Genomic DNA, 24463 nt, shown 5'->3' with positions numbered 1-24463 from the left:
ATCTGAAAAAAAAGAACAGTAACCGTCATCGATACTTTTTTCTAAAACTAGCCGGCGATGTCCCAATCGTTTTACTGAACAACCGGATGAAGTATTTCTCATCTTCGTAGCCCAACTGAAACGCAATTTCCTTAACGCTTTTGGTGGTATAGACCAGGAATCGCTGGGCTTCCCGAAAAATTTCAAGCTGGATGAGGTAGGTTGACGAAAAACCGGTGACCGCCTTGACGGTATCGTTGAGGTAACTGACGGTTATATTGAGTTTTGAAGCATAATCAGCGGGTTTTTTCAGGAGGAGAAAATGGTCCTTCACCAACTGATGAAACCGCCTGGTAATCTCCAGACTCCGGGACGAATGGTTCTGAATGCGTTGATCCTCCTGCGCCTGAAAAATCAGTACGGTTTTGTAAAAAAGGGCATTGATCAACGTTTGGAGAAGCTGGTGATGAAAATTTGCCGTTGATTTCTCGTTTTCGGTCGAATAAATCAGGTTGAAAAGGGTGCATACCCCTGTTTTTTCAGCTTCGTCTAGTTGGAGTAAAATGACCTTCAAAAAGGACTGATCGATAACGCTGCGGGCCTTTTCGTCGATAAAGTGTGCATCAAAAGCCAGTAGCCACCCGGCAGGATCTTTGGCAAAACCGAGTTCGTGAATTTGTCCGGGACGGGTTATTAAAAGGGAGGAAGGCTGGATGTCTATATTCTGGAAATCGACACTAAAATTCAGGCAACCACTTTCCATAAAAAAGAAGCAATAATGGTCGTGGCGGTGGGGAATCCTGACTTTTTCATTGACAAGTTCCAGGGTGGCTTGATCCGAAAGGGATAAAATTCCCATTTCGAACGGATTTTTTTCCAAATGAAAGAGGGGAATATCGTGGGTCGCCATGCTGCTTTTTTTATGACCAGAACCCGTGGGCCTGGAATGTCGCCCGGACGTCCGGTATTGCCTTCAGCTTTTTCCGCAAGCTTTTCACCAAGGGCGTATGGCCTGCCAGATAAACCGAGGTATACGCGCTCAACTCTTTTGATAGCACCCATTGTTCCAGGGTTTCAAGGCTGTTTCCGTGCGGGTTGAAGATAAATTCAAATTCGGGATTATTCGCTATCAGGGAGCATGGTAGCTGGTAAATTTCAGGCAGTATAATCAAGACCTCCATCGGAAACCGCTTCCGGTCGGTTAACTGCTTCATTCCCAAAAAATGCCCGATTGCAGTGCCGTCGCCTAGGCACAGGATTCTCCCTTCTTTCGTCGGCACCTGGGCTGCATGGGCAACGCCCAAGGGAATCTTGTCGCCCTTCTTTAGGCGCTGAACCCAGCGGCTTCCGGCTCCGTCGTGTCCGGCCTGGATATAGAGGGTGCAAATTCTCTTTTCTGCGTTCCAGGTGGCCGGGGTATAATCCCGGTATTCAAACTCCGCGACTTTGCATTTCAAGCGTTGGATGGTGGTCCATTTTTCCATCGCAGTGGTGGGAAGGTGAACGTCGACTTCATACAGCGTTGCCGGTTGCCAGGCCCGGATGGCCACGACGTGTGAAGGCGTTGAAAGTTTATCAATTAGCTGCGATACGGCTTTTTTGAGAACATTTGCCATCAATAATCTATTTGTTTTGGCAAAAGTATCGCAAAGCAACAGGGCTTTTGTCCAACAAATGGCCTGAATAGGTGGACGAATGGCGGCAATTTTGGAATTCGTTCAACCTTTCTTGTTTTGATACACGACCGTCAGGCCGGGTCGGAGTCCGGTGGGCATCAGGCTGAAGAAACGGTTCAGATAGCGCCACTTTTTTTGCGGAAAAGGGGGATGCTCTCCATTGATCGGTCGGTATTGGTAATCAAAGTAATTGTTGAATGAAACGTGTATAGGAGTCAATCCTGCCTGTTGCCCATACCGGCATAACTCTTCAGCCGTATACTCCCGAAAATGACCGGGGTTGTCGTGTTGCGTTCGGATTAGTTCATACGGATTCTGGCCCAAAATCATCTTTACCCTTTTGTGGAGGGCTACCGCATTCGGAGTCTGGACAATGAAAATACCGTCTTTTTGCAACACCGATTTTAAAAATGGGTATACCAATAACGGTGAGGTGTATAGGTGCTCAATCACTTCGGCCATCACGATCGCTCCGTATTGGGGCAAATCGGTTCGGTAGCGGTCTGGAAACTGGCAGTCGTTGAGGTTATAAAAATAATGGTGTCCGTAGGGGGTTGGTCCCTCTTTTTCAAATCCCAGTGTATGGATGGGGCGTTTAAAGCGGGTTTTCAAAATGTCTGTCAGGCGGGAAACGCCGATGTCGAGCAGGGGCGTGTCAGGGGCTGAAAACCGGTTTAGTAATTCCAGTGTCGTTGCGTATCGATGTGCATGATAAAGGGTATACCCATCACCAGGATAGGCCGAATGAATTTGCCGGACAAGTTCGGCACGCGCAATGGTCATGAGAAGGAAGGCTATGGAATCGAAAATGGCAGGACAAATGTATCATATTTACTTATCTGTTTCTACTCAAAAATTAATTTGATTTCTGCCGGTTAACTTCGAAACCGGCAGTGCTACGACCCAAAGGCGTTGCGCCATTCCGCACCGGAAATTTTTAAATAGCAAAACCACCGGTTCAAATAACGAACCTTGCCGGGTAGAGGGGAGCGACGGAAATTTGAGGAAACGTCTATCTTTTTTGCCCGCCATGCTTTCTTTTCGCCCATTGTCCCTGATCGGGGCTCGCCCGCTCTTTTTGTGTTTTGTCCTGTGGTTCGGAGCCTGCAAACCCGCCGGGCAGGAGCCGGAGCAAGCCAGCGGACCGCCCGCCATCACCGAAGTGGGCCAGTCGATTGGGCCGCTGGCCACCAAAACCATCGGCCCCGCCGGCGGAACACTCACCTCCACCGACGGTCGGCTGACGCTGGCCATACCCGCCGGGGCACTCTCCGCCGAAACCGCACTGACCGTAGAACCGGTCGAAAACACGGCGCCCAACGGCGTGGGGCGGGGCTACCATTTTGGCCCCGAAGGCACCCGCTTTGCAAAACCGGCTTCCTGGACCTACCACTACCAACCCGGCGAGTTCAACGGGGTTGGGCCGGTCGCCATCGCCGTCCAGCAACCCGACCGAAGCTGGGTACTCACGCAGGGCGCCCGGCAGGATACGGCCAACCGGACGATTACGACCCAAATCCGGCATTTTAGCTGGTGGTCGCTGGTGACACAATACCAACTTATCCCGCCCGCCGATACCATGCTAATCAATACCAAAAACAACTTTGAGGTCCAATACACCGATTATCCGGGCGGCTTCCCGAAGTTTGACGCGGATGGCAAAGACCTTCTGGCTCCGCTGGGCTGGATTCTGTCGGCAAAGCCATCTGTGATTAAATCGATTACCCTCAACGGGCAAAAGTCGGGGGGCGATGCGGGTCGCTTTCAGATGCTGCCGGGGGCAGATAAAACCGTGATTGAGTACACCTCTCCCGACAAGCAGCCTGCCCGCAACCCCGTTGCGCTGACCCTGGAATTGCAGTTGCCGGGAACAGGACTTTTTATGCTGACGTCGAACATTTTCATAAAACCACCGATCACGTTCCAGGTAGAGGGCCGTGAGTTTAAGAAAATTTACGGAGGAGCCAGCCTGCTGAACAGTCCGCAGGTGGGGACGTGGCTTCAGTTCATCATTCACGAACAGGATTCGCCGAATGACAAACAGCATAACATTACCGTATCGGTGAAAAAACCAACGGTTGGCGGGTTTCCTTTCGGTGAACAAGTCGAAGTATCAGGTATTTTTCCTTCGCAGAAACACACGGGGTATGTGCACAGTTGGGTGGAGACCGACGATAGCAAGCAATACGCCAATGGCAAGGTGATTATCACCAATATTGACCGGAAGAACAAATTGCTGGAAGGATCCATTAGTGGCAGTCTGGTGTATCACAATCAGCCGACCCCGGATTACCCCCGCATTCACGACATCGCCCGTTTCAGCGCTACGTTTTCCCTGCCATTGACGGAATGAAAAAACGGGAATGATTTGATACCTTTCAGGTTAATTGAAGGACAATCACTCGGTTATTTTGTCGTTGAATACCAATTTTTTGCCAAAATTTCCCGTTATTTGTATGTCGTCAATTGGACAAAAAACGATTGCGGCCTGGGATCGGCCAGGGTATTAAACGTACTCAAAGGAGGCATGGAAACTTTCAGTATTCATATCAAAACAGACGGTCGTCATCTGGATGCCTTTAAACGTTTGGCAAAAGCCGTTGGAGCAACCATCACCACAAAGACTCTGACCGAACCGGCAGGCACTCTTGAGCAAAAGATCGAAGAGGGAAATCAGGATTTTCGGGAAGGCCGTGGTACGCGCATGTCCGTTGAGCAACTTCAAGAATTAGTCAATGCCATTTGAAGTTGGCAAGCGTGAAGCCAATTTTTCGGCGCGTGCACTGGAAGAACTTCACACCTGGATTGCTACGAATCCTAAAATAGCCAAAAAGCTCGTTGAACTAATCGCAGAATGCTGCCGAAACCCATATGAAGGGAAGGGGAAGCCTGAAGGATTAAAAAACAACCTAAAAGGCTATTGGTCGCGCAGGATTACCGATGAGCATCGGCTCGTATATAAAGTAGAGCCTACCGTCATCTTGATTTATTCGTGTCACGGGCATTATGAATAACTCCAGTCCGGGTGACCTCAGTTTATTCCCTTGGTCAGCACCTGATTTTGCGAACTTTTAGTGATCGGATCAATTGACCAAAAAGATGATGATCAATTGATCCAATCGGTATCTTACTGCGCGGCTTCTTCTTTGATCAACGTTTTGACCTGTTCGGCCAATTCCGGCGTAACCGTCATGCCGTGAACCGTAAAGGCGTGTTCAGCCGCCTGTTGCAATACTTCTTCGTCAGTGGTGCCTTTGATAATGCCTTCACAATCGAAGCCGACGTCCCGGCAATGGAGCGTTTTCATGGTTTTATGGAGTTTGGAATGGTTAATACGATTGCGCTTGCATAACGGAAAAGGACAGGAGAAAAATGATGTGGATCCAATACGTTTTCATCCGGTTTGAGGATTGGTCAGGACAAAAGTAGATCCGGATACCGCCAAAAAACGGTATCAAAAGATACACAAGCCCTCAATTATTTTAGCTGAATGGAACCCCTGAACAATTTGACTTTGCCCTGCTGTTCAAATCCTTTCAGGATGCGGGAAATAACCACCCGCGTTGTGCCGAGTTCGTAGGCCAGATTCTGGTGGGAAATGGCAATTTGGGTGGTGTTCTCTTTTTTAGCCCGGTCGGTCAGATAGGAGAGGACCCGTTTGTCGATCGGATCAAAGGCGACGCTTTCAAACGATCCCAGCAACTCATCGTAGCGACTGCGAAAGGTCTGGATCAGGTAGGCGTTCCAGGAAGAGTATTTCAATTGCCATTCGTTGACAAGCCGGGTCGGAAAAACGAAGATTTCGGACGGTTTGGTGGCCACCCCATACGACGTGCTGGTGTGATTGAAATAGGCAGCGGAAAGCGACATCATGCACGTCTGGCCTTCCCGAACGTAGTAGAGCAGAATTTCACGGTCTTCTTTTTGCTGGAAAACCCGAATTTCGCCTTTGATGACAATGGGCAGAAAATCCAGGTATTGCCCCTCCCGAACCAGGGTATCATCTTTGTTGACTGTGATGAATTTTCCGTGGGTCAGCATTTCCTGACGAAGCGCCGACTCCGTAAAAAACCGTGGCAGTTTGGCTAGGATTTCGCTTTCTTCCATGCAATTGGATCGATTAGGATGAGGACAGATGGTTTCGGATTCGCCCGGAAAGCCCGGTTACCAAAGATAACAATCTGCCCGAATCTTAGCGGTGATTCGCGGGATAATCGGGCATCAATAAGTCGCCTGTCAGGGGGACTTTGTTAGCCGTTCAAAACCGGTATGTAAACGCGATTCCCCGCTGGCCGGTAAAGGTGAACGTCGGCTGCAGGCTGAGTGGGCCGGTTTTTCGGCGGATGCGATGAATCTCAGGAATCCCGATTCCGCAGGCGGCACCAACGAGAAAACCCGTCAGCACATCCGTCCGAAAATGTTTACCGGCGTTCATCCGGTTGAACCCGACCAGAATCGGTGGGATGGCGGCCCCCGAAAACACCACTACCCGTTTCCAGCCCCTGATGCGGTAAAAATCCGTCAGAATTTTGGCTCCAAAAAACGTGGCCGTGGTGCTGAAAGAGACATGTCCGCTGTAGAACGAATTGCTTTTGGCGTTCCCGATTTTTTCCGAGACTGGAATCGCCGGATTATAGGTTAGTGGCCGGGCCCGCCGGATCGAGAAAGTCGTGGCGAAATAGAGCAGGTTATTGACCGCATGTGCCGTCGTATACAAGGTCAACACATCCAGCCCTTTGTGCCGAATTCGGTTGCTCAACATCAACAGCAGCGGGCTGGCAATCGACAGATTCAGAAACCGGTCGGATCGTTGCTGGGCCGCTTCAAACCGGGCGGGGTCGAAATAGGCGACGGGCCGGTCGAAGGCATTGATGCGGGTCGGGTCGAGTTGGGCAATGTCGCCGGCGTTGAAACTGGCGTAGCGGTCGAGTTGCCGGTACCCAAAAAACGAAGCACCCAGCATCGCCAGTGAAGCCGGTAGTTCGTAGGCCCGGTATACCCGGTATGGCGAGCGGCTGGCAGAATCCAACTGCCCGAAAACCGGCGAACACTGGATCCACAGCACAAGGATGGACAGGTATACTTTCATAGTTTGGCAGGCAGAACAACAAGTATACCAAATTTTAGACGTATTGACGGTATGGCCAGGATTTTGTCCGTGTTTGAATTGAGCAGATAAGCTGTCGGCCAACTGAAGAAGTTACATGGTGTAATAATCGTACGGCAGCAGCTTGGGCGGTATTTCTTTGTAATCCGTCATGGTTTTGAGGTTGATCTCGATGGTGCGCGCAATCGACGTCACGGGGGTGTCGGTTGGCTGGTTTTCAAACGGGTCCTGAAGCTGAACGGCACTTTTGTCGAGCAACAGAAAAGCGCAGGAAATCACTGTCACCAGCGGCACATCCAGGTAATACAGATCCGCTTCGAAACAGAACGGCAGAATGGCAGCAAAAAGATAGATGAACACCCGCATGTTGAAGGTATAAGTACGGGGAAAAGGCGTGTTTTTGATCCGTTCGCAGCGCCCCATCGAGTCGGTCAGGGTGTTCAGCGTGGTGCTGATTTGCACCATTTGATAATCCGTTAGTTGCCCGGTTCGATAAAGCTGACCAACGGCTAAACCGTGTTCGAGCATCAGCGCATTGGGTCGGTTGTCGGTTGCCAGAATGGCCTCGACGGTGGCCGGGGTCAGAAATTCCTGTAATCGCCGTTCAACTTCATGACCCCGCAGCGAATCGCCCAGCACAAAACACCAGGCGCATTGCCGCTGCACAAAGGCATGAATAATCATTTGCTGGTTGGCTGTCATGGGCAGAAACATCTGAAGCTGCCGGATCAGACTGCGGCTGTCGTTGACGATGGCTCCCCAGATAATCCGGGCTTCCCACCAGCGGTCGTAAGCCTGATTGGTGCGAAAAGCCAGAAGCAGTGAAATGCAGGTGCCCAGCAAAGTCGGAATCGCAATGGGAATGGTCAAATACCGAAGGTGAAAAAAGTACTTGGCCAAAACGACCACATTGGCAAACAGAAACACCAGCATAGCCTCCCGGCGAATTTTTCGAAACAAAAACGTGAACGGAATTGATTTGTCAAGTAACATGATTCTGGCAGATAAGGAATACGGTTTTGGTGATTGCGTTTTTTGAATATGATCGTACAAAAAAAAGCCAGACGACGGAAGTCTTCTGGCCCTATGATATCGCTACTGAAACAGTTATTTTTTCAATCAGACACTTTTCACAGCAACCCCGCTTGGGCGCGATTTACAACTACAAAACCCGCCCCGGAAAAAAATGTTTATAAGGAGAAAATATTTTTTTACGGTAAAACGTCACCCATGAATCGACTAGTCACTTTTTGTGATAATTTCAGCAATTCACCTCGTTTCAGATCTGGACGTGGTAACCGGTTTTCTCACCATGAAACACACGAGACGAAATTTTATGAAGTCGCAACTGATGGGCGGACTGGGCGTGCTATCCAGTGCCGGAAGTTTGCCAATGGCGGACGGGTTGCAACCCGCCCCCCCGGTTTTGTCGGCCGAAACCTTGCGGAAACACTACCTGACCTGCCTGGGCGGGCCTTTTCCGAAAGCTACACCCCTGCTGCCACAGCTCCGGGAAACGATGCCGAAAGACGGTTACCGCATTGAGTCGATCACCTACGAAGTGGAACCCAACGACCGGGTTCCGGCCCTGTTGCTGATCCCCGAATCGGCGACGGCTCAAAAACCGGCCCCGGCCATTGCCGTCTGGCACCAGCACAATGGCGAGTATCACCTGGGTAAATCCGAGCCGGCCGGTTTGGCCGGCAACCCAATGCACCATACCGCCGTGACCCTGGTGCGCGAAGGCTACGTTGTGCTGTGTCCGGATGCACTCTGCTTTGAGGAACGGCAGGACCCGACCGGGAAGTTGAAAAAAGGCGATTATGAACGCTTCGAGTTTCTGCGCCAGGTGGTTCGGGGACGAAGTATGGCCTGGAAGAATGTGCTGGAAATGCGCCGGGCGGTCGATTACCTGTGTAGCCGCCCGGAAGTACGCGCCGACCGGATCGGTTGCTACGGTCACTCGATGGGATCGACGCACTCGTGGCTGGTGGGGCCGCTCGAAAACCGCCTGAAATGCATCGTTGGAAACTGTTGTCTGCCTTCCTATGCTGCCATTGAGCACGAACACCTGCTGCATTGCTTTCCGAACTTCGTGCCGGGCTGGCTTCAGTATGGCGATACGCCCGACATCGCGGCCCTCATTGCGCCCCGGGTTCTGCACCTGAACTTTGGAGAAGAAGACTCAGGTTCACCGATCGATTTTGTTCGGAAGGCCATTCCCCACATTACTCAAGCCTACCAGAAAGCCGGTGCCGCCGGGAATTTTACTTCCTTCATTGACCCGGGCCAGGGCCATGTGTTAAGTGACGCCATGTGGGCGAAGGCCAAAGCGGTTTTCGCCCAACACCTTCAGGGTGCCTAAGCGGGTCGGTCGAAGGTTTTTTAATTGCTCTGGATGAGGTCGATTGTGAACACCAGAATTGAATTGGCCGGAATCCCGTTCAGCGCCTGTGCGCCATAGGCTAAACTGGGAGGTAAATACAGCGTAATGCTGCCACCGGGGGCAATCAGCGGAATGCCTTCCTGCCAGCCCACGATGAGTTGGTTTAAGCCAAAAGTGATGTTGCTGGCACTGTCAAAAGTGGTTCCGTTGGTCAGTTTCCCCACGTAATTGACGGTCACGGCGGAACACAGCGTGGGTTTGGTGCCGCTGCCAGGGGATTGGATGCTGTAATAAAAACCCCGTCCATCGGCCACTGCGGAAATGCCACTGGAGTCGATGTACTTTTTCAAGGCGGTAATTTCCGAATCGGGTGCCTTGAGGGTAGGAATGGTTGGGTCGCAGGGAGCCTGTTCGGCCTGTTGGCAACTGCCGGCCAGCAAAGCCCAGGCCAACAACATAAATCCGTATCGTTTCATAGCAAACAAATAGGCCGCAATCTACTGCTTTCGCAGAAGATACCCTACAGACCGGGCTATTTTAGTCTTCCCGAATCATCGCAATCCCTCTCATCAGCGACGTAAAAGCCAGGTAGGTAAACAGAATGACGCTGCCGATTTTGGCCACGACGGCCATCCAGCCGTATTCATCGATCACCCGCATGGCGTCTGCGTTGGTATAAACCTGAACCGACATGTAGACGAAGGAGAAGGAGAGAAGAATTAACCCAATACCGGCCGCTTTTTTCATGATCGAAAAAGGTTTTTTGCGTCTCTAAATATAGTCGATTCTTTGGAAATTGCAATCACATACAGGTGAAATGGGAAAGGGGAGGCTTTTGGGGAGATTCATTCTATTTACAAAAAAAGGGTCATGGGATACGGGTTCCGGTAGTTTCAACTATCTTACGGCCGACAAACGTATAATACCCCGGTTAGCTTGTCTACTTATTCTGCTCAACACATGTGGCTTTACTTTTCGCTTTGCTATTCACAGGGAAAAAACCGTTCCTGCCGGCTCTACTCCAATGAGCTGGAACACCTGATGGAAGTTTTAAATTATTTTGCCGGTTCAGGATGTAGGCTTCTTTCGGCGTTCCTGGTAGATGACGAAGGGAAACGGACCGACCTGCCGCTGACCGCTTTCGATGGTTTACCGGTAACCAGTGTCATGCACGGGCTGGAAAGAGAATATCAACGAGCCTTGACAACCCCTTTGTGTGAATAGGGCGAAACCGTTAAAAGTCTGATTATTAGGTTATGCCAAATGAATTGCCTACCTTCTGGAAAACGATGAAAAAATCGCCGAAGTGGTAGACTGCTATGGAAACATTAGAAATGGGTTTGGCAAAATTCAGGTTGTCATTTAAGCCGTCGGAGGCTTCACCAACGGTTTTATTCTGGGATGAAAAATTTGCGAGAGACGATGAAGACCGGTTTTTTAAAGTGGTTGATAAAATGGTGAAATACGCGCTCCGAAAAGGCGATGCCAGCCGGAAATTTACGTACGAAAGTGCCGTCGGAAATCTCCGGCTGTATATCAAGCTGGTGGACAACGACCGCGTATGGTTTCACAATCTGCTAAAAAAATACCAGGACGAAACCGCGTAGCCGTTTCATCCCGAGCTTATTTTTTCTCTCTTGCCTCAACCCAATTCATATCCGCTTTCTGAATGTAGCCAGGCCGATCATTGTCCCATTCCGTCCGCACTTTTTGGTTGTAATTGAGATAGAGCTTGTTATCGACGATCGTCCAGGCATCGGGTTGCGTGGGGGCTTTGTAGCCTTTCGACATGCCGAAGGCACAATACCCGCCGTATTGGGGCGCAAACCGTTCGGGTTCGGCTTGAAAAGCCGCTTTGTTTTTCTCGCTGGCAAAATGCCAGTGGGCGCCCTGCCACGTCCAGGTCAGCGAATCGGCACCTACAACCGGTTTTCCTTCCGTAAAATAAGCCACCGGATCATAGCCACCCAGGGCTTTGTTGGATGTTGAAAAGATAACGGGTTTCTGGGCAAAAGCCGTAGCGAAAAAGAATAAAAAGACGACGGTTAAACGGACAAAATTGCGTTGCATGATGAATTGAGGTTAGTAGATCAATCGTTAAAAAATCATCGGTTCGATGCCAGAACCAGGCCCTGGACAATGGCCAGGCCCACAAACAGCCATCCCATGACGCGCTCGAACCGGTGAAGATGGGTCGCCAGAAAAGCATTCAGACGCTGGCTTACGCCCACAAAAAACCACAAACCGGTCAGGGTTCCCAGCGCAATCCCCAGCACATACACCAGAACCGACGACGAAGCCGCCAGGCTGACCCAGCCTTTCTGGGTGAGCAATACTGTATAAAAAAGCCAGAACGGAAAAGCTGCCACGTTGATGACACTCAGGCCAAGACCCAACCCGAACGCGCTGGTCGATGTTCGGTCCGTGGGTGTCGGTCGGTTGCTTTGTTTCCGGAGGTAGTAAAGCCCCAGAATCAACAGCAGAAGCATGGTGAACCCGTCGGTGAGGAGTTTGAAAAAGGCATATTGTGAGATCTGTTCCGTGAGCCACACCGCGATGTAGCCATACAGGAACTCGATTAGGGTGCAGGCCAGAGCAAATTCGAGAGCCGCCCGAAGCCCCTGCCGCAACGATACCCGAATGATGGTCAGGTTGAGAACACCCGGCGGCAGAGACCCCAGAAAACTGACCACCCAGCCCACCACAAAATTTCCCGCGAACAACATCATGATGGTCTGTTGGTTTTGTCCCGCTGAATACGCTGGTAAATGGTCCAGGCTTCCCGGAACGTCAGGTACCGAACACCGCGTTGGTGGTTGGCCCGGCTGATGCTGTATAATACCTGCCAATGCCCAAGCAACACCCGCCAGGCCGTCCAGATCGAAGAGCCGGGTTGATAAACATGCGCCGGTTCGGCCCCGGCCCCGTTGAGTTCCATGATCCGGATGGTTTGTCCCCGGAGGAGGTCGTCGATTGAGCGGCAGCGGAGGTCGTAGCGACCGTAGTAAAAACCGTCTACCGATTGACTGATCCGGTCAAAAACCGCCACCAGTTCCGGCGTAATCAGATGATTACCATCCAGAAACTTCGTACCCCGGCAGTGGTTGCCGATGGGCTCCAGCATCGGGGTTTCTCCGGGTTCCGGCACATGGGTTAACCGTTCGCCATACCGTTCCATCAACACCGGCAATTGAAGCCGGGCGCGGGGATTCTGACGGAGTAGTTCCAGTAGGGTAGACGTTCCATCGCCTATCACCGACAGAAACTCCTTGACCACGATGGAAGAAACTGTTCCGGTCGGCTGGTCTGGCATCCGGTAATAGAACACCCCCAGTTCCAGCGGTTCATCCACATATTCCTGCACAATCAGGGCTAAATTCGCCGGGCTATCATGCAGATAGGCCGTCAATTCGGCGACGGAATGGAGCTTTTCGACCCGCCAGCCCCGCTCTCCGCGGTCGGGTTTGGCCACGATGGGGAACCAGCAATCGGCTAGCAGCATCTGATCCAGAACCGCATCGATGGTGGGTTGGTGAAAAAACAGGGTTTTCGGTTTGTAATCTGCGTCGATGCGGTTCAGGATGTCCATTTTCGATTCGCCCAGCATCCCGCCCGATTCAATGCCGGGGTTACTGGCCGAAAAGAAAAACCAGGAACGGGCCTTGAGCGCGAGCCAGCCGTAGTAGATGATTACCGGGAAATAGACCACGGAAAAAGGCCAGTATTCCCAGTGCCGGAGCCGAATCAGAAACCGGTCTAGCCGTTGGCTGAGCTGGTCGGCCCAGCCCGGAACCGCAGCGGAAACCGGGGGGTGGAGACGTTCAGTGGGCGTAGCGAAGCTCATGGGATGGCGTTAGTTGCTGATACAGGAATCGGGACGTTGTCAGGTCTTCGTAGAAAATCCCGGTGTGGTCCGGGCAGTGCCGAACGGTGGTCAGGCTGAGGGTTTGCATCCCGTCTCCCCGGTTCATCAACACCGCATTCTGTGGGTCGTCCCGGCCGGCCTGCTTGTGAAACTGGCGAATACCGGCCACGGTAAACTGCGTTTGTTGCCGGAGCCACGTCTGAAACCAGGCTTCGCGACGGGCAACCACGGAGGGCGTATAGAGCGTCGAAGACGACCAGATGGCGGGTTGAGCCGGGTCAGGCTGGCGGCTGTGGGCGGTTTTTCCATCCCAGCGAACCTCCCAAAGTTGCCCCGGTTGCAGAATAATCAGGGTAAACGGTTCGAGGTTCTCAAAATCAAAACCGGCCAGCCATTCGCCCGGAGAGGCATACCGGAACACCTCCAGCACCACCAGTCCCCGGCTGTGGCGGTAGGGCGGATGGGCCGTATGCGCCTGAAAAGCACCATTCAGCAGGCAAACCGTGATAGGCTTAAAACCGGGTTCGTGGGCCGTGGCAATCCACGAACCGTGTCCCTGGGGGTCCTGCGGGAAATAAACCGCTTGTCCATTGAGCGTCGCTTTGACGGGAAAACGCGCGGAAGGCCGGGCGGTTTTTTCGTCGCGGCTGGCGGTGATCAAATACGCACCCTTTGCCAGGGGAAGGTAAGAAACGGTACACATGGCGCAACTTAATTAACAGATACTATCTGGTAATCAAGCCGTATGCCAGTCGTTTATGGTTTGTGTAATGGTTTGATGGTTAAATGGTTAGGTGGTTTTCTGTGGCTGGGTTAGTACAGCGTTGGTTACGGTATTTCAGGAATGTCAGGACATTTCAGGATGAGTGAAAGGGGTCAGGGTCGGGTAATGCCAAGCTTTTTCATCTTCGATTCGAGCGTGGTTGGAATGACATCCAGAATCCGGGCGGCCCCGTGATCTCCGCTGACTTTCCAGTGGGTGGATTCCAACACGGCGATGATGTGGTTGCGTTCGCATTCTTCCAGCGTCAGGGGCGTTACTTTACGGGCCAGCGGATTCTTGCGGTCGCGCCAGTCGTTGCCCGTCCAGTCGCCGAGTTCGAGTTGTCGGCCGGTCGAACTGATCAATGAGCGTTCAATGATGTTCTCCAGTTCGCGGATGTTGCCGGGCCAGTTGTAGGCCGTCAGCATATCGATCACGCGGGTCGGAATGACCTCGATCCGGCGGTTTAGATCGGGGCCGTGTTTGTCGCAAAAGTGCCGCACCAGCAGCGGAATGTCTTCTTTTCGTTCGCGCAGGGGCAGGCTTTTAACCGGGAACACATTCAGCCGGTAATACAAATCTTCGCGAAAGCGGCCGTTTCCGATTTCAACTTCCAGATCGCGGTTCGTAGCCGCCAGCACCCGAACATTGACGCGCAGGGTTTTGGTGCCGCCGACGCGCTCAAATTCGCCTTCCTGCAACACCCGCAGCAACTTGGATTGCAGGTCGAGGGGCATTTCACCGATTTCATCCAGAAAAATAGTGCCGTTCTGGGCCAGTTCAAATCGCCCGGTTTTCTGGCTGGTCGCGCCGGTAAAGGCTCCTTTTTCGTGACCGAACAGCTCGCTCTCGATGAGCGTAGGCGGCAAAGCTGCGCAGTTGACCTTCACCAGTGGTTTGTTTTTCCGACTACTGTGTTCGTGTATGGCCCGCGCCAGCAGTTCTTTGCCCGTACCGGATTCGCCCAGAATCAGCACCGTCGTGTTGGTGGGGGCCACCTGCTCTATTTTGGTCAATACACGCCAGAAGGGTGCACTTTGGGTTACGATTTCGCTGAAACCACTGGTCTGGCTGATCTCATCGCGGAGGTAAGAATTTTCGGCCTGAAGCTGATCTTTCAGCGTTTCCAGTTCGGCCAAGGCGCGGCTGAGGGCTTCGGTTCGTTCCTGAACCCGCTGTTCGAGCTGTTCGTTGAGCTTCTCCAGATCATGACGCATTTGCCGCAGCGCCAGGTGCGTTTGAACCCGTGCCAGAACTTCGGGCAGTTGGAACGGTTTCGTGATGTAATCCACCGCGCCCATGTTAAAACCGTTGATTTTGTCGATGGACTCGGTCAGGGCGGTCATAAAAATCACCGGAATGTCGGCAGTTGCGGGGTTGTTTTTGAGCTGGCGGCAGGTCTCGAAACCGTTGAGGCCGGGCATCATCACGTCGAGCAGAATCAGATCAGGACGGGCGTGGCGAACCTGTTCGAGGGCGCTTTTTCCGTCGCGCTCGGCCAGCACGCGGTAGCCATAATGGGTCAGCGCATCGAATAAAATGCTGATGTTGTGGGGCGTATCGTCAACGACAAGAATACTGGCGGGCATAAGGTTAGGGATTGTGCAGGAGTTGGGTTAAATAATCCCGGATTTGTCGGGTATCAAACTCTGCGGCCCAGTGGCGTAAGCGATTGGCAAACGGACCGAACGCGGAATTGTGTGCTTCAAGGTCGGATACTGTATCGAGAATGCTCCGAATGTCACCCTGCCGGGCCTTTTCCAGCAAGGCATTCAGGTCATCAGAGCCCGGAATGACCAGTTCGGCGGTGTCTGTCGGCGGGGAGATTACCGGCTTTCCGGCTTCGGAATCATCAGCCGCGTATCGCCAGTGCAAACCCAGTTGCTCTCCGATTTTAACCAGGAGACTATCTACATCGACGGGTTTGGCGACAAAATCATCGAAGCCCTCGCTGAGCGAACGCTGTTGGTTCTGTTCGAAAACATTGGCGGAAAACGCAATGATTCGGGTGTGCGCCAGTTCCTTCCGGGCGCGGAGCTGTTGTAGGGCTTCAAAACCGTTGAGGTTGGGCATCACCAGATCCATCAAAATCAGATCCGGTTTCTGACTGATTGCCAGTTCGATGGATACCCGTCCGTCGACGGCTTCGAGGACGACGAAACCCAGCGTTTCCAGGAGTGACACCACCACCAGCCGGTTGTCGGCATTGTCGTCGGCCACCAGCACCCGCCGTTGCAGACCCTCATAGCCCAGAATCCGGCGTCGATCCGGGTGAGAAGTTTCCGGTGCAGGGCCACGCTGGGCGGCTGACAGGGGCAGGCTGACGGTGAAAGTACTGCCTTTTCCGGGCGTGCTAGCGACACTCAATTTGCCGCCCATCAACTCGACCAGTTTATCCGAAATGGCCAAACCGAGGCCGGTGCCTTCGATGAACTGTTTTCCGTCCCGCACCTGGTAGAAGGGTTGAAAAATCTCGGTCAGGCGGTTTTCCGGAATGCCGATCCCCGAATCACTGACCCGAAAAACCACCCGAAACTGGCCGGGGCGCACTTCCTGACTGCTCACGACCAACTCGACGGTACCCTGCTCCGTAAATTTTACGGCGTTGCTCAGGAGATTATTCAGGATTTGCGTCAGGCGTTTTTCGTCACCGGAAACCACCGCCGGGAGGGGCGTCTCCACCCGGTAGGTGAACGCCAGCCCTTTCTGTTCGGCCCGGATTCGGAAGAACGCCGACACGTTCGCCAGGAGCGCGGGCAAGGCTACCGCCGATTGCTGAAAGTCGAACCGCCGGGCTTCAATTTTGGCAATATCCAGCACCTCGTTGATCAGCGTCAGCAGGTGTTCGCCACTGGTGCGAATAATGCCCAAACCGCGTTGCTGACTGCTGCTCAGGTTGGTGTCGCGCTGGAGCAGTTGCGTAAAACCCAGAATGCCGTTGAGGGGCGTCCGGAGTTCGTGGCTCATGTTGGCCAGAAATTCGCTTTTCGCCCGGTTGGCCGCTTCGGCGGTTTCTTTCGCCATCTGCAAACGTGCCGATTGCGCCACCAGTTCTTCTTTTTGCTGAACCACCTGCGCGGTACGGTCGTCCACCAGGGCTTCGAGTTTCAGCTTTTCCCGAATCAACCGCCGGGTGTAATACTGGACAAAGACCGCTATCAGGAAACACCCGATGAGAATATAAAGCGCGTAGGCCCAGGGTTCGCGGAACCAGGGGCGGGTGATTTCAAACGAAAAGCGGCTTTCCCGGCTCAACTGACCGTAGGAGTCGCGGGCGCGAACCAGGAAGGTATACGGGCCAGGGGGCAGGTTGGTGTAGTCTTTGCGCGTTTCCCGACCCCATTTCGACCAAACCGTATCGTCGGCCATCTGGGCATTTCCGGAGAGTTTGTACTGAAACTCATTTTCATTGTCGCCCACAAAACTGGTGGCCGCAAATTGGAACGACAAGGCCCTGAACCGATAGGGCAACGTCAACCGGCCCTGACCGGCGGGAATGCTGCCCCCGGCATACAGCAGGGAATCGTTGGCCTGCAACCGGACGGCCCGGATCAAAGCCGGATAATCGGGGGGCATGGTCATCTGGGCACCGTCGTACCGGAACAGTCCCTCGTCATTGCCCAGCCAGACCAGCCCGTTCTGATCGGGATAGATGGCGTAGCCACCCCGACTGATCGGTTTCAGACTCAGGCTGTCACACTCCCAGGTTCCGGCTGCGTTTCGGCGGAGGGCTACTGAAGGCGTGGCAAACCACAGGTTTCGCTGGCGGTCTTCGGCAAGGGCCGGGGCATCGGAGGAGGATTTGGCGAGCAGGGTACTGAATTTCGGATCGGCTGCGAACTGTTTGGTGCGGGCATCAAAACGGTACAGACGGCCACCGGCGGTAAACAGCAATCCGTCGGAGGTCGGGAAAACGTAGCTTCCGGTTGCCGGACGAACCCCGAAATTCGAGTGAAAGAGGATCTGGATCAGGTCTTTATCGAGTTGAAAGAAACCGTTGTGCCGGGTCCCAACCCAGATGGTACCATCGGCTGCTTCGGCGAGCGAAACACACTCGTCCCGCAGGTTTAGTACTCGGCTTGCCTCTTGCCACCGGTTGGCTTCGCGTCGGTAGAGCCGGAGCCCATTGCCCAGAGCCGCCAGCAGCAGATTCGGTTTCTGGCGGGGCCGAAGCAGCGCGTGAACGGTCTGGTTTTCGGTCAAAAGGGTTTCTACAATCCGGTTCTGCCGAATTCGCCAGATGTAGCCTGCCGCACCCGCCAGCAAATCCGTTCCATCGGTCAGCAAGGTTGTGCTGGATGCGTCGGTACCGGACACCATTTCAAAACGGTGGGTCGGGTTGTTCCAATAAAATACGCCCAAACCGGTTCCGATGTAGAGTACGCCCGCGTGCCGACGAATGGCCCAAACCGTGGAACGGACGTTCAGGCTGCTTTCGAAACGGCTGACGGGCAGGTTGGTTTCCACGCGGTCGAGGCCACTGCCGGTGCCGATCCAGAGCGATTTTTCACGGTCCTGAAACAAACTCAGAACCGCATTCCGACGCAGCCCGTTGCTTTCATCGATCCGTTGCAGTTCCTGTCCCTGGTGGTTCAGAATCCGGACCCCGCCCCGGGCGGTTCCAATGATATACTGGTGCGTGCCCGCTTCGGGATTGGGAATGTAAATGGCCCGACTGACGCGGGCCTGGTGTAGCCAGTCGTCGGCCTGCGTCGGAAATGTTGAAACGCTGGCTTTCAATGGGTCATAGCGAAAAAGCCCACCCTGGCATGTAACTACCAGCAACTGATGATCGCCGGGAAACGGCAAAACCGACTCGATGGTTTGGGTGGTCAACCGCTCGGTTCCGGGGGGCACCTCCAGGGCTTCATCTCCAGATCGGGCGGTGTTCAAGCGGAAAAAAACGCCGTTCCGGGTTTGCAAAAATACCGTATTGTTCACAACACTAACGTGCCGGATGCCGGCCGGGATAGGCCAGATGCCAATGGGCTGATTAGGCTGGTAGCGGTAAATCTTTTGTGCCGTACTGAAATAAACGCCCTGATCCGTGCAGAAAACCCGGGCTATTTTGGGCAGCGTGCGTTCGGCCGGGGGCAACTGATCGCTGAGGGAAACGTAGCGGTTTACGCCCCTTTGGTCGGTTTTGAGGTAGCCAAAGTTCGTGTCGGTTCCGATGTAAACCGTGCCGGTGGTGTCGGTTGCCACGGCGCGGGCGTTGGTGCCGGTGACGGGTAATCGTGTCCAGGTACTGGCATCGAATTCCAGCAGACCGTGTTGGTTGCCGAAGTACAAAACGCCCCGGTTATCCTGCGCAATGGCCCGGTTTTCGGGGTGAGCCTGGTAGACTTTGGGGGCGTAATGCTGGATAAACGGCACCCCTGCGGGCTGGCTATACGCAGCCCCGGTCAGGACATCCAGGATGATGATCAGCAGGATTACAAACGATTTCATTGACCAAGTTAACCGCAAAATTCATTCCGTTGCCCTTTGCGGCCGTAAATACGCTTCTACTCATTGCATCGGGTTAAAGCAGGCTGATGCCGGTGCCGTAATTCCGGTTCATATTCCCGAAATAGCGTGACTCTCCCGACATATCAAAACCGGCAGTTCGTCCGGGAACTCAGGACAACGTTCTAAAAAACCGCTTTCCGGACTGCTGGCGGTGTTTTCAGCGATCTGGCACCGTAGGGCATGTTATTTGGCTACTGGATAGGGAGTTCACCTGATTGATGACGAATCTTGAAAAACATGAACACCCACCTAATCCGGGCGCGGACCCCGTTTGCCCATCTTCTCATTGGCAGCCTGCTTTGGCTCCTGACGTTTTCGGCGGCACAGGCCCAGCGGGAGGCCATGCTTGCCAAACACGCCAACGTAGACGAAGGACTGGCCATTCAGGGCTACGACCCGGTAGCCTATTTCACGGCAAAAAAAGCCACAAAAGGCCAGAAAACGATTTCGACCCAGTATCGGGGAGCCACGTATCGGTTTGCGTCGGTTGCCAACCGGGACCGGTTTCTGAAAGCCCCCGAATCGTATGCTCCGGCCTACGGCGGCTGGTGTGCCTACGCAATGGGCGATTCGGGCGAAAAAGTGGAGATTGATCCGGAAACGTTCGAGCTGCGCGACGGTCGGCTTTACCTGTTCTACCACACTTTTTTCAACAATACGCTACCCAAATGGCAAAAAGATACGCCGAACCTGCAACGCAAAGCCGATCAGAACTGGCAAAAATTACTAAACAACTAACCGACTTTTCCACGCCTGACCTTCCCACTCATGAAATTACAGGACACTTCGGCCCGTCTGTTGAGCCAGCTCACGGCGGTGATCGCCCAACTTGAACCCCACGAATACACGCGTCCACTCAATTTGCTGATGGGGAGTTCGGTGGGGAAACACCTGCGGCACATCATCGAATTTTACGCGCTTTCGCTGACGGCCTACCACACCGGTTACCTCAATTACGACCGCCGAATTCGGCAGGAGTCGCTGGAAAACAGCCCGGCAGAAGCCGTGGCTGCCATTCAGCAGATGATTGCCCAATTGGCCTGTTGTACGGAAGACCGCCTGCTGGACCTGGAAGCGTCGTATTCGCCGGACGCGATCCCCGATGTGGCCATTCTGACGACGTTTTACCGCGAATTGCTCTACAACATCGAACACGCGATTCACCACAGTGCCATCATTCGCATTGGCCTGGAAGCGGTTTTTCCGCACGTTCAGATACCGGCTCATTTCGGGGTGGCTCACGCTACGGTGGCTCACCAAAAAAGACCGTCCCCCGCTCAATCGGAAAAAAACTTGGTGAGTTAACTGTCGGCTACAATCCATTTTATCTCATTCACTCCATCTCTCATTCTCTATGAAACTCTCATCCCTTGTACTCTGGCTGGCCCGGCTTGTGGCCGCCGGTATTATGCTCCAGACCCTGTATTTCAAGTTTACAGCCGCTCCTGAAAGCGTTTATATCTTCTCAACCCTGAACATGGAGCCCGGCGGGCGGATTGCCAGCGGGGTGGCCGAACTCCTCGCGTCGGTTTTGCTGCTGATTCCCCGAACCAGTTGGATGGGGGCGTTGCTGGGCGTCGGCATCATGATTGGAGCTATTGGTGCCCATTTGACCGTTTTAGGCATTGAAATTCAGGGCGATGGCGGTTTACTCTTTGCCTACGCCCTGACGGTATTGGTCGCCTGTCTGTACGTGTTGGCCGTCAGCTACCGACAGGTAGTAGCCACCATCCGGTACCCGGGGCGCTGGCGGCAGTTTGTGGTTTGGGTAGTGATTTTGAGTGGACTGTCGGGCTGTGCCAAGGACCCCGAACTGACGCCGGTCGGAACGGTTGACAAGCCGGTCAGCACAACCGATAACACCAAACTATTCGACGCAACAGGGCAGCAACTGCTGGTGGAAGGCATGTTTATGAACAATGTTCACACGGTGAAAGGAACGGTGAAAGTGTATGAGAAAGCCGGCAAACGGACGATTCTGTTTGAGAATTTCAGTACGGATGGCGGGCCGGATCTGCGGATTTACCTCGCGGAAGATACGAGCCTGACCAATTTCATCGAAGTGCAGAAATTAACCAATACCGGGTCCTTTTTTCTGGAAGCTCCGGCATCCTTCAATCCGTCCCGCCAGCGGACCATCCTGATCTGGTGCAAGGCCTACAGTGTTTTATTCGGCCACGCCAAACTACAATAGCCTTTTAACCCGAACCGTTATGAAACGATTCCTTGTCTTTTTTCTCCTGTCATTGCCCGTGGTCGTCCTGGCACAGTCACCCCACAAACCGCTGACCCGAACGATTGATCTGAGTGTTGCGGCCAAACCTGATTTCGGTACGGCGGCACTGACGATCAACCAATTGCACGGCATTGGGCGTTCGAACCGGTTTCGCCTGGGCTACGGATTGCGGCTGACCTCGGCTTTCGGCGGCAGGCTCGACTACATCACGGCCCCGGCCCGGCTAACGTCCGGCACCGAAAGCATCGTCGCGCTGTTTACCGAGAACATTCTCACCAACCTGGACACGCTCCAGCTAAACCGCACCCGTACTACCTCGCTCAACGCCAGCATTCACATCGAGTTCGCCCTGACGCAGCGGTTTGAGGTCGGCATCAACATCGACGCCATTGGGGTGACGCTGGGTGGAGCGCAAAGCGGAGTTTTCTACGCCAATGCCCCGGCGCGGTCGTCGCTGAGTGGAACGGTGCAACCCGCCAGCCCAACCCGGTTTAACATCCTGCTGATCAGCGACAGCGACCGGGGCAGTCTGAACTCGGAAGCGTATGTGCGGTATCGGTTTACGCCGAAAGTGAGTGTACGGGGTGGTATTGGTTTCCAGTTCGTCGAGTATACCACCGACCGCAAATTAACCTTCGAGAACGACCGGTTTCGTAGTAAAAATGCCATGCCGATGTTGGCGCTAGCCTACCATTTTTAAGATGAAAAACGCCTTTCTAACCCTGATTACGGTCCTGCTGATCGACCTGAGCGCGGTTGCTCAAATCCACTGGAAACCCACCAAAGCAACGGTGACGTTCAGCATCCGAAACGCGGGTCTAACCGTTACCGGGACCTTTGGCGGTTTTTCAGGAGACTTGGTTTTTGACCCGGCCCTGCCCGAAAAGGCGCAGCTTTCGGCCAGTGTGGAAACCGCGACCCTCGAAACCGGTATTGGTCTGCGGAATAATCACTTGAAAAAAAAGGAGTATTTCGACGCAGCGACCTACCCCCGGATTAGTTTGCGCTCTACCCGCATCGAGAGGCAGGAAAACGACGCCTACACCGGCACGTTTGAACTGACGATTAAAAACACTACCCGCGCTGTAACGATTCCGCTCACCATTGTCCAGAAAGGCATGACAGCTACATTCTCGGGCCAGTTTACGCTCAACCGGCTGGATTACAAGGTCGGAAAATCCGGTCTGCTGATGGGAAATGAAGTAACCGTTCAGGTGGTGGTGCCGACGCAGCAAGTCATGACGCCGGTCACAACCCGGTGAGGTAGTTAACCGATCCTGCTGATTGACTGGTCGTGGCCCTTTTCCGAAAACCGAATACTGAAAACCTCATTCCTGCTCCGGCTCAATTTCCATCGTCAAATCGTCGATATCGCCCTCGTAGGCCAGGGAGTTGGAGCGGTTTTCGGCGGTATTGATGGCGGTGTGGGTGTCGGTATACAGCAGCGTATCTGTGGCTTCGTCGTCGCCTTTGTTGTAGGTGTCTTCGGAGCCCAGGCCGAGATCCGTATACATCGGAGCCGTATCGGCTTCAGAGAGGGGCGGCAGGCCGTCCTCTTCTTCCATTGATTGATTTTGACGGTAATTGCCGGGTTTAGGAGCATCGGCGGCCGAGTCTCCTTTGGTCTGATTTTCCATGTTTCGTCCATTTTAAGTATGGACGTATAACAAACGAGAACCCCGTTTGTTAGCGAAGACCGGCGTCGGAGCCGTTGCTTACAGGTATCTCAAAAAGTTTTTCCCGGACAGGGCATTGACCAATTGGCTGGCGTAGAGGCCTTTCCGGCGTTGCTTGTCAATGGCCTGAACGCGCGCCCGCATCTTCAGAAAAACGCCGGTGGCCATATAGAGGAAAAACATCCCGATCAGAATAAACAGCGAAACCGTGTTGGTGATGTCGCGGTGAAAAAGGAAAAACAAAACCGTATTCACCAGCGAAATCGTGCAAAGCACCGCCGTGGCCGCTGCGTGCGTCAGACCGTTGTCGATCATGATGTGGTGCATGTGGTTGCGGTCGGCCGAGAAAGGCGAACGACCGGCCATGATCCGCACCAGAAAAACCCGCAGGGTGTCGAAAATCGGAACGATCAGCACCACGATGGCAATGATCGGCGCGTTGAAAAACGAGGTCGGATCGAACCGGAACGAGTTGTTCAGGTTGATAAACCGGACGGCAAAAAACGAAAGCAGGAAGCCCAGAATGAGCGATCCGGTATTCCCCATGAAAATCTTGCTGGTGTGCGAAAAATTAAACCGCAGAAAACCGACCAGTGCGCCCGACAAGGTGAACGCCAGACACGCCATCGCAAAGTGATTGGTGAGCAGAAACCAGCTTCCGAATGTCAACGCTGCCAGGGTAGAAATGGCCCCCGCCAGGCCGTCGATGCCGTCGATGAGGTTGATGGCGTTGATGATCGTAATGAAAATGAGACAGGTAATGATGACTGAAAACACATCGTTGATGTGGTACAGACCAAAAATACCATACAGATAGTCAATCCGCAGTTTTCCGAAGAAAATCAGAATCAGGGACGGCAACACCTGGAAGAAAATCTTTTTGTTGGGGTCGATGCCCACCATGTCGTCTTTGATCCCGATGAAAAACAGAATCGACATGCCGACAATGGACAGGTTGGTGCGGTAAATATCGGTCTGGTCGATGGCCGGCCAGAGGAAATAACTGATCAGAATGGCGGCAAAGATGGCAATTCCGCCGAAAGTCGGGGTAGCCGTTTTGTGGGAACTGCGCGAGCCGGGTTTCTCCATGAGAAACTTCAACTCCGAAATTTTGATGACGACTGGGATGGATACGACGGCTACAAAACAAGCGACCAGAAACGACAGGAGGCACTGGTAAAGTCCCAGTTGGAACAAATCGTCGGTGAGTTTATTTTGGATATAAGAAAGAAGCAATTCCAGATTCATAGGGACAGGTGTGATG

28 protein-coding genes are annotated in these 24463 nt (G+C 53.3%); 11 read left to right on the top strand and 17 right to left on the bottom strand.

Annotated elements, in window-relative coordinates; all coding sequences use genetic code 11:
* Nucleotides 1–25 precede the first annotated feature (25 nt).
* The 3 genes from ACS5NO_RS24500 to ACS5NO_RS24490 form a co-directional block, all read right to left on the bottom strand.
* Nucleotides 26–838: an AraC family transcriptional regulator gene (locus tag ACS5NO_RS24500; RefSeq protein WP_439417566.1), complete on the bottom strand. Its 813-nt coding sequence runs from the start codon at nt 836–838 to the stop codon at nt 26–28.
* 61 nt (nt 839–899) lie between these two features.
* Nucleotides 900–1595: a ferredoxin reductase domain-containing protein gene (locus ACS5NO_RS24495; protein ID WP_439417565.1), complete on the bottom strand. Its 696-nt coding sequence runs from the start codon at nt 1593–1595 to the stop codon at nt 900–902.
* Between the two features lie 102 nt (nt 1596–1697).
* A complete protein-coding gene (locus ACS5NO_RS24490) occupies nt 1698–2438 on the bottom strand; it encodes a methyltransferase domain-containing protein (RefSeq protein ID WP_439417564.1) in 741 nt (246 codons plus the stop codon).
* Nucleotides 2439–2685: 247 nt separating this feature from the next.
* Between ACS5NO_RS24490 and ACS5NO_RS24485 the strand changes: the two genes are divergently transcribed.
* The 3 genes from ACS5NO_RS24485 to ACS5NO_RS24475 are packed head-to-tail and all read left to right on the top strand — an operon-like array spanning nt 2686 to nt 4669.
* Nucleotides 2686–4008 (top strand): hypothetical protein, encoded by a 1323-nt coding sequence (locus tag ACS5NO_RS24485; RefSeq protein ID WP_439417563.1) that lies wholly within the window; start codon nt 2686–2688, stop codon nt 4006–4008.
* A 15-nt stretch (nt 4009–4023) separates the two neighbouring features.
* Nucleotides 4024–4401 (top strand): hypothetical protein, encoded by a 378-nt coding sequence (locus tag ACS5NO_RS24480; RefSeq protein ID WP_439417562.1) that lies wholly within the window; start codon nt 4024–4026, stop codon nt 4399–4401.
* Nucleotides 4391–4669 (top strand): Txe/YoeB family addiction module toxin, encoded by a 279-nt coding sequence (locus tag ACS5NO_RS24475; RefSeq protein WP_439417561.1) that lies wholly within the window; start codon nt 4391–4393, stop codon nt 4667–4669. Before ACS5NO_RS24480 ends, ACS5NO_RS24475 begins: the two co-directional genes overlap by 11 nt.
* 113 nt (nt 4670–4782) lie before the next feature.
* Here the strand turns inward: ACS5NO_RS24475 and ACS5NO_RS24470 are convergent, their stop codons facing one another.
* The 4 genes from ACS5NO_RS24470 to ACS5NO_RS24455 all read right to left on the bottom strand — a co-directional run bounded on the left by ACS5NO_RS24470 (nt 4783) and on the right by ACS5NO_RS24455 (nt 7755).
* Nucleotides 4783–4962, bottom strand: coding sequence for a DUF1059 domain-containing protein (locus tag ACS5NO_RS24470; RefSeq protein WP_439417560.1), 180 nt, complete (start codon nt 4960–4962; stop codon nt 4783–4785).
* A 170-nt stretch (nt 4963–5132) separates the two neighbouring features.
* Nucleotides 5133–5762, bottom strand: a complete 630-nt coding sequence (locus tag ACS5NO_RS24465) for a Crp/Fnr family transcriptional regulator (RefSeq protein ID WP_439417559.1) — start codon at nt 5760–5762, stop codon at nt 5133–5135.
* A gap of 151 nt (nt 5763–5913) precedes the next feature.
* Entirely contained in the window at nt 5914–6744 is an 831-nt protein-coding gene (locus tag ACS5NO_RS24460; RefSeq protein ID WP_439417558.1) for a phosphatase PAP2 family protein, read from the bottom strand.
* A 111-nt stretch (nt 6745–6855) separates the two neighbouring features.
* Nucleotides 6856–7755, bottom strand: a complete 900-nt coding sequence (locus ACS5NO_RS24455; RefSeq protein ID WP_439417557.1) for a bestrophin family protein — start codon at nt 7753–7755, stop codon at nt 6856–6858.
* Nucleotides 7756–8098: 343 nt separating this feature from the next.
* Here ACS5NO_RS24455 and ACS5NO_RS24450 point away from each other — a divergent pair, with 343 nt between their 5' ends.
* Nucleotides 8099–9127, top strand: coding sequence for a dienelactone hydrolase family protein (locus ACS5NO_RS24450; RefSeq protein WP_439417556.1), 1029 nt, complete (start codon nt 8099–8101; stop codon nt 9125–9127).
* 20 nt (nt 9128–9147) lie between these two features.
* On the opposite strand, the gene ACS5NO_RS24445 is transcribed toward ACS5NO_RS24450, so the two are convergent.
* Both ACS5NO_RS24445 and ACS5NO_RS24440 read right to left on the bottom strand, forming a co-directional pair.
* The gene (locus ACS5NO_RS24445) at nt 9148–9624 is read right to left on the bottom strand and encodes an FKBP-type peptidyl-prolyl cis-trans isomerase (RefSeq protein WP_439417555.1); all 477 of its coding nucleotides are present in this window, start codon (nt 9622–9624) and stop codon (nt 9148–9150) included.
* A gap of 61 nt (nt 9625–9685) precedes the next feature.
* A complete protein-coding gene (locus ACS5NO_RS24440; protein ID WP_439417554.1) occupies nt 9686–9895 on the bottom strand; it encodes a hypothetical protein in 210 nt (69 codons plus the stop codon).
* Between the two features lie 213 nt (nt 9896–10108).
* Here ACS5NO_RS24440 and ACS5NO_RS24435 point away from each other — a divergent pair, with 213 nt between their 5' ends.
* Both ACS5NO_RS24435 and ACS5NO_RS24430 read left to right on the top strand, forming a co-directional pair.
* On the top strand, nt 10109–10372 hold the full coding sequence (locus ACS5NO_RS24435) for a hypothetical protein (protein WP_439417553.1): 264 nt from the start codon (nt 10109–10111) through the stop codon (nt 10370–10372).
* A 95-nt stretch (nt 10373–10467) separates the two neighbouring features.
* Nucleotides 10468–10755, top strand: coding sequence for a hypothetical protein (locus ACS5NO_RS24430; protein ID WP_439417552.1), 288 nt, complete (start codon nt 10468–10470; stop codon nt 10753–10755).
* A 16-nt stretch (nt 10756–10771) separates the two neighbouring features.
* Here ACS5NO_RS24430 and ACS5NO_RS24425 read toward each other — a convergent pair whose 3' ends face one another.
* From ACS5NO_RS24425 to ACS5NO_RS24400, 6 genes are all read right to left on the bottom strand, one after another.
* A complete protein-coding gene (locus tag ACS5NO_RS24425) occupies nt 10772–11218 on the bottom strand; it encodes a YHS domain-containing (seleno)protein (protein ID WP_439417551.1) in 447 nt (148 codons plus the stop codon).
* 35 nt (nt 11219–11253) lie between these two features.
* On the bottom strand, nt 11254–11877 hold the full coding sequence (locus tag ACS5NO_RS24420) for a LysE family transporter (protein ID WP_439417550.1): 624 nt from the start codon (nt 11875–11877) through the stop codon (nt 11254–11256).
* Nucleotides 11874–12992: an ATP-grasp domain-containing protein gene (locus ACS5NO_RS24415; protein ID WP_439417549.1), complete on the bottom strand. Its 1119-nt coding sequence runs from the start codon at nt 12990–12992 to the stop codon at nt 11874–11876. The genes ACS5NO_RS24420 and ACS5NO_RS24415 overlap by 4 nt, the downstream gene beginning before the upstream one ends.
* Nucleotides 12970–13716 carry an NRDE family protein gene (locus ACS5NO_RS24410; protein ID WP_439417548.1) on the bottom strand — a complete coding sequence of 249 codons (747 nt, stop codon included), beginning with the start codon at nt 13714–13716 and terminating at the stop codon, nt 12970–12972. The genes ACS5NO_RS24415 and ACS5NO_RS24410 overlap by 23 nt, the downstream gene beginning before the upstream one ends.
* A gap of 173 nt (nt 13717–13889) precedes the next feature.
* Complete coding sequence (locus ACS5NO_RS24405) at nt 13890–15365, bottom strand: sigma-54-dependent transcriptional regulator (RefSeq protein ID WP_439417547.1); 1476 nt, start codon at nt 15363–15365, stop codon at nt 13890–13892.
* A gap of 4 nt (nt 15366–15369) precedes the next feature.
* A complete protein-coding gene (locus ACS5NO_RS24400) occupies nt 15370–19227 on the bottom strand; it encodes a hybrid sensor histidine kinase/response regulator (RefSeq protein ID WP_439417546.1) in 3858 nt (1285 codons plus the stop codon).
* Between the two features lie 297 nt (nt 19228–19524).
* Between ACS5NO_RS24400 and ACS5NO_RS24395 the strand changes: the two genes are divergently transcribed.
* The 5 genes from ACS5NO_RS24395 to ACS5NO_RS24375 are packed head-to-tail and all read left to right on the top strand — an operon-like array spanning nt 19525 to nt 22785.
* Nucleotides 19525–20025, top strand: a complete 501-nt coding sequence (locus ACS5NO_RS24395) for a YHS domain-containing (seleno)protein (RefSeq protein ID WP_439417545.1) — start codon at nt 19525–19527, stop codon at nt 20023–20025.
* Between the two features lie 30 nt (nt 20026–20055).
* Nucleotides 20056–20592: a hypothetical protein gene (locus tag ACS5NO_RS24390; RefSeq protein WP_439417544.1), complete on the top strand. Its 537-nt coding sequence runs from the start codon at nt 20056–20058 to the stop codon at nt 20590–20592.
* 49 nt (nt 20593–20641) lie between these two features.
* Nucleotides 20642–21481 (top strand): DM13 domain-containing protein, encoded by an 840-nt coding sequence (locus ACS5NO_RS24385; protein WP_439417543.1) that lies wholly within the window; start codon nt 20642–20644, stop codon nt 21479–21481.
* A gap of 19 nt (nt 21482–21500) precedes the next feature.
* Complete coding sequence (locus tag ACS5NO_RS24380; RefSeq protein WP_439417542.1) at nt 21501–22223, top strand: hypothetical protein; 723 nt, start codon at nt 21501–21503, stop codon at nt 22221–22223.
* Nucleotide 22224: 1 nt separating this feature from the next.
* On the top strand, nt 22225–22785 hold the full coding sequence (locus tag ACS5NO_RS24375) for a YceI family protein (RefSeq protein ID WP_439417541.1): 561 nt from the start codon (nt 22225–22227) through the stop codon (nt 22783–22785).
* A gap of 66 nt (nt 22786–22851) precedes the next feature.
* Here ACS5NO_RS24375 and ACS5NO_RS24370 read toward each other — a convergent pair whose 3' ends face one another.
* The gene (locus tag ACS5NO_RS24370; protein ID WP_439417540.1) at nt 22852–23160 is read right to left on the bottom strand and encodes a hypothetical protein; all 309 of its coding nucleotides are present in this window, start codon (nt 23158–23160) and stop codon (nt 22852–22854) included.
* A 78-nt stretch (nt 23161–23238) separates the two neighbouring features.
* Nucleotides 23239–24447 carry a glycosyltransferase family 4 protein gene (locus tag ACS5NO_RS24365; protein ID WP_150875617.1) on the bottom strand — a complete coding sequence of 403 codons (1209 nt, stop codon included), beginning with the start codon at nt 24445–24447 and terminating at the stop codon, nt 23239–23241.
* Nucleotides 24448–24463: the final 16 nt, after the last annotated feature.

It is taken from the genome of Larkinella fluvii (assembly GCF_051857545.1).
Taxonomy (GTDB): domain Bacteria; phylum Bacteroidota; class Bacteroidia; order Cytophagales; family Spirosomataceae; genus Larkinella.
Note: the sequence above shows the minus strand (reverse complement) of the source record. Positions and strands in the feature narration are given on the sequence as shown.

Excerpts from the sequence above, each read along its gene's own strand:
- ACS5NO_RS24500 (WP_439417566.1), bottom strand. The coding sequence starts at position 838 with ATGGGAATTTTATCCCTTTCGGATCAAGCCACCCTGGAACTTGTCAAT.
- ACS5NO_RS24495 (WP_439417565.1), bottom strand. The coding sequence starts at position 1,595 with ATGGCAAATGTTCTCAAAAAAGCCGTATCGCAGCTAATTGATAAACTT.
- ACS5NO_RS24490 (WP_439417564.1), bottom strand. The coding sequence starts at position 2,438 with ATGACCATTGCGCGTGCCGAACTTGTCCGGCAAATTCATTCGGCCTAT.
- ACS5NO_RS24485 (WP_439417563.1), top strand. The coding sequence starts at position 2,686 with ATGCTTTCTTTTCGCCCATTGTCCCTGATCGGGGCTCGCCCGCTCTTT.
- ACS5NO_RS24475 (WP_439417561.1), top strand. The coding sequence starts at position 4,391 with ATGCCATTTGAAGTTGGCAAGCGTGAAGCCAATTTTTCGGCGCGTGCA.
- ACS5NO_RS24470 (WP_439417560.1), bottom strand. The coding sequence starts at position 4,962 with ATGAAAACGCTCCATTGCCGGGACGTCGGCTTCGATTGTGAAGGCATT.
- ACS5NO_RS24465 (WP_439417559.1), bottom strand. The coding sequence starts at position 5,762 with ATGGAAGAAAGCGAAATCCTAGCCAAACTGCCACGGTTTTTTACGGAG.
- ACS5NO_RS24460 (WP_439417558.1), bottom strand. The coding sequence starts at position 6,744 with ATGAAAGTATACCTGTCCATCCTTGTGCTGTGGATCCAGTGTTCGCCG.
- ACS5NO_RS24455 (WP_439417557.1), bottom strand. The coding sequence starts at position 7,755 with ATGTTACTTGACAAATCAATTCCGTTCACGTTTTTGTTTCGAAAAATT.
- ACS5NO_RS24450 (WP_439417556.1), top strand. The coding sequence starts at position 8,099 with ATGAAGTCGCAACTGATGGGCGGACTGGGCGTGCTATCCAGTGCCGGA.
- ACS5NO_RS24445 (WP_439417555.1), bottom strand. The coding sequence starts at position 9,624 with ATGAAACGATACGGATTTATGTTGTTGGCCTGGGCTTTGCTGGCCGGC.
- ACS5NO_RS24440 (WP_439417554.1), bottom strand. The coding sequence starts at position 9,895 with ATGAAAAAAGCGGCCGGTATTGGGTTAATTCTTCTCTCCTTCTCCTTC.
- ACS5NO_RS24435 (WP_439417553.1), top strand. The coding sequence starts at position 10,109 with ATGTGGCTTTACTTTTCGCTTTGCTATTCACAGGGAAAAAACCGTTCC.
- ACS5NO_RS24430 (WP_439417552.1), top strand. The coding sequence starts at position 10,468 with ATGGAAACATTAGAAATGGGTTTGGCAAAATTCAGGTTGTCATTTAAG.
- ACS5NO_RS24425 (WP_439417551.1), bottom strand. The coding sequence starts at position 11,218 with ATGCAACGCAATTTTGTCCGTTTAACCGTCGTCTTTTTATTCTTTTTC.
- ACS5NO_RS24420 (WP_439417550.1), bottom strand. The coding sequence starts at position 11,877 with ATGATGTTGTTCGCGGGAAATTTTGTGGTGGGCTGGGTGGTCAGTTTT.
- ACS5NO_RS24415 (WP_439417549.1), bottom strand. The coding sequence starts at position 12,992 with ATGAGCTTCGCTACGCCCACTGAACGTCTCCACCCCCCGGTTTCCGCT.
- ACS5NO_RS24410 (WP_439417548.1), bottom strand. The coding sequence starts at position 13,716 with ATGTGTACCGTTTCTTACCTTCCCCTGGCAAAGGGTGCGTATTTGATC.
- ACS5NO_RS24405 (WP_439417547.1), bottom strand. The coding sequence starts at position 15,365 with ATGCCCGCCAGTATTCTTGTCGTTGACGATACGCCCCACAACATCAGC.
- ACS5NO_RS24400 (WP_439417546.1), bottom strand. The coding sequence starts at position 19,227 with ATGAAATCGTTTGTAATCCTGCTGATCATCATCCTGGATGTCCTGACC.
- ACS5NO_RS24395 (WP_439417545.1), top strand. The coding sequence starts at position 19,525 with ATGAACACCCACCTAATCCGGGCGCGGACCCCGTTTGCCCATCTTCTC.
- ACS5NO_RS24390 (WP_439417544.1), top strand. The coding sequence starts at position 20,056 with ATGAAATTACAGGACACTTCGGCCCGTCTGTTGAGCCAGCTCACGGCG.
- ACS5NO_RS24385 (WP_439417543.1), top strand. The coding sequence starts at position 20,642 with ATGAAACTCTCATCCCTTGTACTCTGGCTGGCCCGGCTTGTGGCCGCC.
- ACS5NO_RS24380 (WP_439417542.1), top strand. The coding sequence starts at position 21,501 with ATGAAACGATTCCTTGTCTTTTTTCTCCTGTCATTGCCCGTGGTCGTC.
- ACS5NO_RS24375 (WP_439417541.1), top strand. The coding sequence starts at position 22,225 with ATGAAAAACGCCTTTCTAACCCTGATTACGGTCCTGCTGATCGACCTG.
- ACS5NO_RS24370 (WP_439417540.1), bottom strand. The coding sequence starts at position 23,160 with ATGGAAAATCAGACCAAAGGAGACTCGGCCGCCGATGCTCCTAAACCC.
- ACS5NO_RS24365 (WP_150875617.1), bottom strand. The coding sequence starts at position 24,447 with ATGAATCTGGAATTGCTTCTTTCTTATATCCAAAATAAACTCACCGAC.